8 protein-coding genes are annotated in these 9110 nt (G+C 43.2%); all 8 read left to right on the forward strand.

What is annotated here, in order from left to right; all coding sequences use genetic code 11:
- Positions 1-683, forward strand: a 683-nt coding sequence (locus AXF17_RS04855) for a CoA transferase (protein WP_169711322.1), incomplete at its 5' end; no start/stop codon positions are given.
- A 66-nt stretch (positions 684-749) separates the two neighbouring features.
- Positions 750-1751 (forward strand): NAD(P)-dependent oxidoreductase, encoded by a 1002-nt coding sequence (locus AXF17_RS04860; RefSeq protein WP_094234060.1) that lies wholly within the window; start codon positions 750-752, stop codon positions 1749-1751.
- 12 nt (positions 1752-1763) lie between these two features.
- The gene (locus AXF17_RS04865; RefSeq protein ID WP_094234061.1) at positions 1764-2906 is read left to right on the forward strand and encodes an acyl-CoA dehydrogenase family protein; all 1143 of its coding nucleotides are present in this window, start codon (positions 1764-1766) and stop codon (positions 2904-2906) included.
- Positions 2907-2921: 15 nt separating this feature from the next.
- Positions 2922-3722, forward strand: a complete 801-nt coding sequence (gene acrB, locus AXF17_RS04870) for an acryloyl-CoA reductase electron transfer subunit gamma (protein ID WP_094234062.1) — start codon at positions 2922-2924, stop codon at positions 3720-3722.
- Between the two features lie 15 nt (positions 3723-3737).
- Positions 3738-4853: an acryloyl-CoA reductase electron transfer subunit beta gene (acrA, locus tag AXF17_RS04875; RefSeq protein ID WP_094234063.1), complete on the forward strand. Its 1116-nt coding sequence runs from the start codon at positions 3738-3740 to the stop codon at positions 4851-4853.
- 72 nt (positions 4854-4925) lie between these two features.
- Positions 4926-6056, forward strand: coding sequence for a butyrate kinase (gene buk / locus AXF17_RS04880; RefSeq protein ID WP_094234064.1), 1131 nt, complete (start codon positions 4926-4928; stop codon positions 6054-6056).
- Between the two features lie 236 nt (positions 6057-6292).
- Positions 6293-8038: a Na/Pi cotransporter family protein gene (locus AXF17_RS04885; RefSeq protein WP_094234065.1), complete on the forward strand. Its 1746-nt coding sequence runs from the start codon at positions 6293-6295 to the stop codon at positions 8036-8038.
- Positions 8035-8838 (forward strand): THUMP domain-containing class I SAM-dependent RNA methyltransferase, encoded by an 804-nt coding sequence (locus AXF17_RS04890; protein ID WP_237049003.1) that lies wholly within the window; start codon positions 8035-8037, stop codon positions 8836-8838. The genes AXF17_RS04885 and AXF17_RS04890 overlap by 4 nt, the downstream gene beginning before the upstream one ends.
- Positions 8839-9110 lie beyond the last annotated feature (272 nt).

Below are 9110 nucleotides of genomic sequence, written 5' to 3' on the forward strand. Positions count from 1 at the left end.
TCGCAGCACTATTTAAGGCTAAGATGACTGGTGAAGGAGATCACGTAGTAGTATCTCTATTCCACAGCGCAATCTGGGATATCTCCCTGATGCTTCAAGCGAGCCAGTACGGAGCAGATAGTACCCAATATCCTATGGAGAGATGGAAGCTTGGAAACCCACTAGTACTCTGCTATGAGACTGCTGATGGACAGTGGCTACAGATAGCAATGCCTCAGTACGATAGGCACTATCCAATACTGATGAATGCGATGGGATACCCAGAGCTAGCAGATGACGCTAGATACTACCCACAGAAGAACCTTATTCCTAATCGTGAAGAGTTTTCAGCTTGGATTACGGCAGAATTCAAGAAAAAGACTTGTGACGAGTGGTGCAAGCTCCTCGATGCAAATGATTTGCCATACGCAATCGCTCAGGAGTGGGATAGCCTCCTAGAGGACAAGCAGGCATGGGCATCTGACTGCTTCTACGAGATGTCATATAGCAACGGAAACAAACGTACACTCGTAAGACCTCCAGTACTATTCGATCAGATGGGACTTCCACCTTACGAGAGAGGTCCTTACCTCGGAGAGCAGACTAAGGATATCCTCGGAGAACTTGGATATTCAGGAGAGGCGATTGAAGAGATGATTAAGAGCGGTGCTGCAATCGATATGGATCCAGCACTTAGAGATTAATAAATAATTTGTAGGAAAAATGCATAGGTTTGACACAAGAAAAGTGATTTACAAAGGAGAGTTAATATGAAAATTACTGCATATGAAGTTAGACCTGATGAAGAGCCTGTCATCAGAAATCTATGTGACAAATACGGTATCGACGTAGTAATTACAAGAGCAAACCTTGACGAGAATACTGTTAATCTAGCTGAAGGAAGTGATGGAATCACTACTCTAGGGCAGAGCACGTATTCAAATGAGGTGCTGGATGAACTCAAGAAGATGGGCGTTCAGGTGCTCGCATCCCGCTGCGTTGGATACAATCACATGAATGTTGAGTATGCTAGAGAACTAGGATTTAAGCTTTGCAACGGCTCCTATGCTCCAAACGGAGTTGCTGAATATTCAGTAATGGCGATTCTGATGTGCATGCGTCACCAGAAGAAGGCTCTCTACAATACAAATGATAACGATTTTACCCTCAAAGGTAAGATGGGTAGAGAGCTCCGTTCCCTCACGGTTGGTATATTAGGTGCTGGAAAGATTGGAAAAACTGTAATCAAGATTCTTAGCGGATTCGGATGCAAAATCCTTGCTTATGACGTAGTTCAGGATGACGAAGTAAAAGAATATGCAACTTATGTCGATATGGATACCATTTACAAGGAATGCGATGTAATAACGATTCACATGCCTCTCTTACCAGCAACCACAGGTATGATCAACAAAGATGCAATTTCTAAGATGAAGGATGGCGTAATAATCATTAACAATGCAAGAGGTGAGCTACTCGATGTAGATGCGATTATCGAAGGTGTTGAAAGTGAGAAAATCGGTGCACTGTTCTGCGATGCTTTCCCAGGAGAGACTGGAATTATCCACATTCCACATAACACAGACATTATTAGAACTGAAGGAATGCCTTACTTTAAACTCAAATATCTACGTTCATTTGTAAACGTATATCACACGCCACATATGGCTTTCTTTACAGAAGAAGCAGCTGCATCTATGGCAGCATGTGGAGTTGACAGCATCTATGAGATTATGACTGAAGGCAAGTCGTCTCATGAGATACCATGCTAAGGAGGTAAGTAAATGATTTTGGATCGAAAGCATGCGTTGCAGCAAAAACTGTTTCGTGAATTTGCAGAGACAGAATTCACCAAGGAGCTTCAGGATGAACTAGATGAAACTGGTGAATTTAACTGGGATATGCACAGGAAGATGTCACGCTACGGATTTATGGGAGTCAAGATTCCTGAGGAGTACGGTGGTGCTGGAGCTGATAGCTTAACTTATGTGCTCATGGATGAGGAGTTCGCTCGTCAGGATGCAGTTCTTGCGATATATGCGAACACATCGAATTCTCTTGGGGGAGGACCGCTTCTACTTGCAGGAAGCGAGTCTCAGAAGAAGGAGTATCTCCCACAGGTTGCGAGCGGTGAGAAGATTCTCGTATTCGGACTTACTGAGCCTGGTGCAGGATCGGATGCTGGCGGAACAACTACGACAGCAATACCTGATGGCGATGACTTTATCATCAACGGTCGCAAGTGCTTCATTTCAGGAGCACCTATGGCTGACTGGATTATCATATATGCGAAGACAGATCTATCACAAAAGGGCTCGCGCGGAATATCAATGTTCATCGTAGATATGCACGCAGACGGTGTATCGCTTGGTGCACCTGAGAAGAAGATGGGAATTAATGGATATCCTACATCTGACGTAGTATTTGAAGACGTAAGAGTTCCAAAGGCTAATTTAATCGGACCTCTCAACAAGGGATTCCAGTATGCTATGAAGACACTTGATGGAGGTAGACTCGGAGTTGCAGCTATGTCAGTAGGAGTAGCACAAGGCTGCCTAGATGAGGCTGTAAAGTACGCAAAAGAGCGTAAGCAGTTTGGCCGCAGAATCGCAGACTTCCAGGGCGTGAGCTTCATGATTGCTGAGATGCAGGCTGATGTTGAGGCTGCAAGACAGCTAACATATCATGCGGCAATTCTTAAAGACCAGAATTCACCTCAGGCAGGAATGGCTTGCTCGATAGCTAAATACTTCGCTGCTGAAGCTGCAAACCGTTGTGCTTACAAGGCTGTACAGATCCATGGTGGATATGGCTACATAAAGGAATACAGGGTAGAAAGGTTCTATAGAGACGCTCGCATCATGAGCATATTTGAAGGAACTAGCCAGATTCAAGAAGTTGTTATTGCAAACAATTTACTTAAGTAGAGGAGGAAGGAATAAATGAATATTTTTGTAACAGTAAAACAGGTTCCAGATACCTCTGGTAAGGTTGCAGTAAACGAGGATGGAACGTTAAACCGCGCTTCGATGCAGACAATAATCAATCCAGATGACCTTAATGCTGTAGAACAGGCGTTAACTCTCAAAGAAGAGTTCGGATATAAGGTAGTTGCTTTCACCATGGGACCTATGCCTGCTGAAGGAATGCTTAGAGAACTCATGGCAATGGGTGTAGATGAGACAGTACTAGTATCTGCTCGCGAGTTCGGAGGATCCGACACATATGCGACTTCGCAGATTCTAGCAGCAGCAATTGATACTTATGGAATCGAAGAAGATGACATAATAATCGCTGGTCGTCAGGCTATCGATGGTGATACTGCGCAGGTAGGTCCTCAGATTGCTGAGAAGCTACATCTGCCACAGGTTACTTACGCAGGAGAAATTACTAAGGAGGGCAAGTCTCTTATTATCAAGAGAATGCTCGAAGATGGATATATGCTAGTAAAGATTACAACTCCATGCATGATTACTTGCATCAAGGAGCTCAATACACCAAGATACATGAGCGTAATCGGAACTGAAAAATGCTGGGATATGCCTCTCAAAATTATGGATTTCGCAGCACTTGAGAATCATCCGCTTATCGATAAGACTACTATAGGACTCAAGGGTTCTCCAACCAACATCTATAAGTCGTTCACACCTCCTGTTAAAGGCGGCGGCATGATGATGGAAGGTTCAGACAAGAATACCACTGATGAGCTTGTATCGATTTTGACCGGCAAGCATATCATTTAGAAAGGAGAATTCAATATGGCTTATGATAGTTCACAAATCGACGCTTTCAAGAATGTATGGGTATTCTGTGAACAGCGCCAGGGCAAGATGATGCCAACAACATTTGAACTTATATCCGAGGGTAGAAAGCTCGCAGATGAGCTAGGATGCAAACTGTACGGCATACTTCTCGGAGATGATGTAGATGATCTAGCTGCTGAGCTCGGTGGCTACGGTGCAGATGGTGTATACGTATATAACAGCCCACTGCTCAAAAATTATACTACAGACGGATATACTAAGGTTATCAGCGAAGCGGTACGGGAGTTCAAGCCTGAAGTGATGCTATTTGGAGCATCAAATATCGGTAGAGATTTAGCTCCTAGATGTGCTGCAAGACTTCATACAGGACTTTGTGCAGACTGTACACACCTCGATATAGATCTTGATGGCTACATCAACTTCCTGCGCTCGGGATCATCGCTTGATGTCGACAATATGAAGTTTGATACTAAGCTATTTGACGTAAATACTAATCTTAAGATGACTCGTCCTGCTTTTGGTGGACACTTGATGGCTACCATCGTTTGCCCTAGGTTCAGACCAGCTATGGCAACTGTTAGACCTGGAGTAATGCAGAAGAGGACTTATGATGAAGCTGGTGCAGCAAATGTAGAGATTATGCATCCAGAGTTTGAGCTAATTGACGCAGACATAGAGACAGAGGTTCTCGACATCGTAAAGGCTGCAAAGAAAATGGTCGACCTAATCGGCGCAGACGTAATAGTGTCGGTAGGAAGAGGAATTGCAAAAGATGTTGAAGGCGGAATCGCACTTGCAACAGAACTTGCGGAATTACTCGGCGGAGTAGTGGGTTCATCGAGAGCCTGCGTGGATGCTGGTTGGATCAGTGCAGACCATCAGGTAGGACAGACTGGTAAGACCGTACATCCAAGGATATACGTTGCACTCGGTATTTCTGGAGCTATTCAGCATAAAGCTGGAATGCAGGATTCTGAATGCATAATAGCAATAAATAAGAATGAGACAGCTCCAATTTTCGAAATTGCAGATTATGGGATTACGGGCGATCTATTCAAGGTAGTTCCACTGCTAATTGATTCAATCAAAGCAGCGAGAGAGACTGCTTAAAACGGCAAGTACAGGGGTGTGCGGGCACGTCCTGCATTCCCCTGTAGTTCAAAGCTGCCAAAGGGGGATGACATGGACAAAAAGATATATAACATAGTCGCTATTAATCCGGGGTCAACATCAACGAAATTCGGGTTTTATCACAACTGCGAAAAGGTTTTTATCGAGAATATCTATCATAAGAAAGAAGAGCTTTCTCAATTTGGCAGTATACAGGAGCAGCTCAGCTATAGAAAGCTGTTCGTGGAAAATAGATGCGCATGTAATGGTGTTAATTTAAAAGAGGTAGATGCATTTGTCGGTAGAGGGGGAGGGCTTCTTCCTTCCACCAGTGGTGTATATTGTATAAATGATAAAATCATATACGACTGTGAGACAGCGGCCTCTGGGGTACATCATCCTGCGCTACTCGCTTCTCAAATAGCAAGGCAGCTAGCCAACAAATACGATGCTAAGGCATATATCGTAAACCCACCTGATACCGACGAATTTCAGGATTTAGCACGCGTTACCGGTATCAAAGGAATATATAGAGACAGCCACGTTCACTGCTTAAATCAAAAGGAAGTAGCAAGGCGCTACTGCTTAGAGAAAGGCATTAATTATAATGAGTCCAATTTCATAATCTGTCACCTTGGTGGAGGTGTATCCATTACGGCTCACCAGAAAGGCAGAATGATAGATAGCAATGACAATCTCATCGGCGATGGTCCAATGACCCCTCTGAGAGCCGGAACAATTCCGGCAAAGAAGCTAATCGATATGGCTTTTAGTGGAGAATACACACATGAAGAGCTTGAAGATTTGATTGTTAGAAATAGTGGGCTCAGTAGTCACTTGGGAACTTCTGACGTGCAGGAAATTATGAGACGCATCGAAGAGGACAATGACGAGTATGCTAAGTTGGTTCTCGACGCAATGATTTATCAGTTTGCAAAGGCTGTGGGCGAATATGCATGCGTGCTTAAAGGTGATATCGATGCAATCCTCATCACCGGCGGACTTGCTAGAAGCGAATATATAGTAAGGAGTTTAGAGAAATACGTGGACTGGATTTCAGAAACGTGGGTTATGCCAGGGGAGTGGGAAATTGCGGCTCTCGCATCTGGTGCATATCAGGCTATGACTAATCAGGTAGACGTACTCACATATACTGGGGTGCCAGTTTTCCGAGGTTTTCATTCATTAAAATATCATCTATAGATATACACCTTTTTAATTTTATTATTTAAGGCGCAGCGTCTATGCTGCGCTTTTAAAATTTAGCAAATATAGTAGCAGCTGACTGGGCATAAAACGAGAGAATAAATATGCTAGTACAAAATCAAACCAAAAAGTATTGAAATTATCTACCAAAAACAAGGCGGACGCACTGGCAATATGATAAAATATTAAAGCATATGTGCGTAATAACATGGGCGTTAATTGGAGATTAATTTATGAATATTTTTTCGATAATCAACCTGCTCGGAGGACTGGCATTGTTTCTATACGGTATGTCAGTCATGTCCCAGGGGCTTGAAAAACTTGCGGGCGGCAAACTCGAGGGCATTTTGAGGTCGATGACTTCAAATAAGTTTAAGTCTCTCTTGCTCGGACTCGGTGTAACGGCGATTATTCAGAGTTCTTCGGCAGTGACGGTCATGCTTGTAGGTCTTGTAAACTCAAGCATCATGACTCTTGAGCAGTCTGTTGGCGTTATCATGGGTACTAATATTGGTACTACTGTTACAGCATGGATGCTTAGCTTAGTTGGAATAAGCAGTGACAATATATTTTTGAAACTACTCAAGCCAGAGGCGTTCTCACCAATAATGGCTTTAGTCGGCGTGCTTATGATGATGGTGAGCAAATCGGATAAGCGCAAGGATGCAGGATCCGTAATGCTTGGATTTGCAGTTCTCATGTACGGTATGAATTTCATGAGCTCAGCTATGGAGCCACTCAAGGATATGCCTGAGTTTGCAAAGGTGCTTACTGCATTTAACAACCCTGTGTTTGGAATCCTTGCGGGAATTATTGTAACTGCAGTTATTCAGAGTTCTTCGGCTTCGGTGGGAATTCTGCAGGCTCTATCCATGACTAGTGGGTTGACATATGGCATGGTCATTCCTATTATCATGGGACAGAATATAGGAACTTGTGCAACTTCGGTTATTTCGAGTATTGGTGTAAATAAGAATGCGAAACGTGTAGCGGTTGTCCATATCGCATTTAATATAATCGGAACGATTATATTCATGGTTGCGTATAGCATCGGTAACTACCTTATCAATTTCAGCTTTATTAATACAGCGGTTACACCTGTTGATATTGCTATTATCCATTCGCTATTTAATATTTTTACGACGGTTATTATCTTTCCATTTGCTGAGAAGCTCGTTCCAATCAGCCAAAAATTTGTCGGCGGTGAAGAGGACGAAGAGGTTGAGGTTTTCCTAGATGAGAGACTTCTGGCCACTCCATCGATTGCCGTTGAAGAGGCTAGGGCGAAGACCAACGAGATGGTTGAAATCGCTTTTCAGAACTTTAGAGACGCGATTACACTATCGAGTGGATATAACGATGAACTGTTTGAGAAGATTAAGAGCGATGAGAAACTGCTTGATTACTATGAAGATCAGCTTGGTTCCTTCAATGTAAGCCTTACTAAAGTCGAGCTTTCGGAAAGGGATTCGGCAAATGTATCGATGATGCTTCATAGTATTACCGATGCAGAGAGAATTGGTGACCACTCGCTAAATATCGCTGAGAGTATATATGAGCTTCATAACAAGGGGTTATCATTCTCTGGAGAAGCTAGGCGAGAACTCGATATATTAAGCGCTGCTGTCAACGAGATACTGACACTAGCAGGCAAAACCATACTGGAGATGGATACAAAGACGGCTCTTAAGGTAGAGCCACTAGAAGAGCTGATTGATGATATCGTTGAACAGATTAAGGCTAACCACATAGTGCGCCTTAAAAATGGCGTTTGCACTATTGAGCTAGGATTTATCCTAAATGACATCTTGGCGGATATCGAAAGGGTTTCCGACCACTGCTCGAATATCGCGGCGGTTGAGATTGAGCTAAAGCAGAATCACCTGCACATGCATCAGTTTGTTAAGGATTTTAAAGATAAGGATAACGTTGAATTCACTGAACTCTATGACGAGTTTTCGAGAAAGTATAGCATATGAAGTATGAATTAATTGCAACAGCGACATTTGGACTTGAAGCGGTAGTAAAGATGGAGCTACAGGATCTTGGTTATAACGTAGTCAAGGTAGAGGATGGAAAAGTCACATTTATAGGTGATGAGAGAGCTATTGTTCACACCAATATGTGGCTTAGGACTGCTGACCGAGTATATATCAAGGTGGCTGAGTTTAAAGCAGAGACATTTGAAGAATTGTTCCAGCAGGTTCGCGGAATCGGTTGGGAGGATTTTCTGACAGTTGATGCTGCATTTCCTGTAGTAGGAACTTCAGTTAAATCAATACTTCACAGCGTTCCGTCGTGCCAGAGCATAATCAAGAAAGCGATAGTATCACGCCTTTCGGATTTTTACGTGCAAAATCATTTCGATGAGACTGGTGCTAATTACCGCATCAGATTTTCCATACTCAAGAATCACGTAACAGTACTTATCGATACGTCTGGAATAGGACTTCATAAGCGTGGATACAGGGCGGTAGACGTTGCAGCTCCTATGAAGGAGACTTTGGCTGCAGCACTTGTCAGGCTTAGCTTCTGGAAAGAAGGCGTGATGCGTAGAGATAAGGACAATCCCGATCACGTATCGAGGTTACTTGTCGACCCATGTTGCGGATCAGGAACTATTCTTATAGAAGCTGCTATGATGGCTAGAAACATCGCTCCAGGACTTAACCGAAAGTTTGCTGCGATGTCATGGGACTTCATACCTGAGGAGCTGTGGAATGAAGAGCGTCAGTCGGCATATAACGCAGTTGATTACGATAGTGAGACTAACTATTAAAAGTCAAGCCTGAATCGAAGAAATTCGTTCAGATAGATTAGTACCTTGAAAACTGCATGACAAACAGAGCATCCGTTAGGGTGCTCGTACAGAAAAGTGAAAGAGACTTATTTAAGAGATTCGATAAGATTCTCTAGACATCTGAAGGCTGTAGATTACGCGGACAAGTTTCTTACATGCGTGTGAAATTGCGACATAGTAGTGCTTGCCTTCAGCTCGTTTCTTGGCCAAATAAGCCTTAAAGATTGGATCCCACATACAAACGTATTTAG

The organism is Mogibacterium pumilum (assembly GCF_002243385.1).
Classification (GTDB): domain Bacteria; phylum Bacillota; class Clostridia; order Peptostreptococcales; family Anaerovoracaceae; genus Mogibacterium; species Mogibacterium pumilum.

What these genes read in the sequence shown, in the direction of transcription:
- acrB (WP_094234062.1), top strand. Translation starts at nt 2,922, where the DNA reads ATGAATATTTTTGTAACAGTAAAACAGGTTCCAGATACCTCTGGTAAG.
- AXF17_RS04865 (WP_094234061.1), top strand. Translation starts at nt 1,764, where the DNA reads ATGATTTTGGATCGAAAGCATGCGTTGCAGCAAAAACTGTTTCGTGAA.
- acrA (WP_094234063.1), top strand. Translation starts at nt 3,738, where the DNA reads ATGGCTTATGATAGTTCACAAATCGACGCTTTCAAGAATGTATGGGTA.
- AXF17_RS04885 (WP_094234065.1), top strand. Translation starts at nt 6,293, where the DNA reads ATGAATATTTTTTCGATAATCAACCTGCTCGGAGGACTGGCATTGTTT.
- AXF17_RS04890 (WP_237049003.1), top strand. Translation starts at nt 8,035, where the DNA reads ATGAAGTATGAATTAATTGCAACAGCGACATTTGGACTTGAAGCGGTA.
- buk (WP_094234064.1), top strand. Translation starts at nt 4,926, where the DNA reads ATGGACAAAAAGATATATAACATAGTCGCTATTAATCCGGGGTCAACA.
- AXF17_RS04860 (WP_094234060.1), top strand. Translation starts at nt 750, where the DNA reads ATGAAAATTACTGCATATGAAGTTAGACCTGATGAAGAGCCTGTCATC.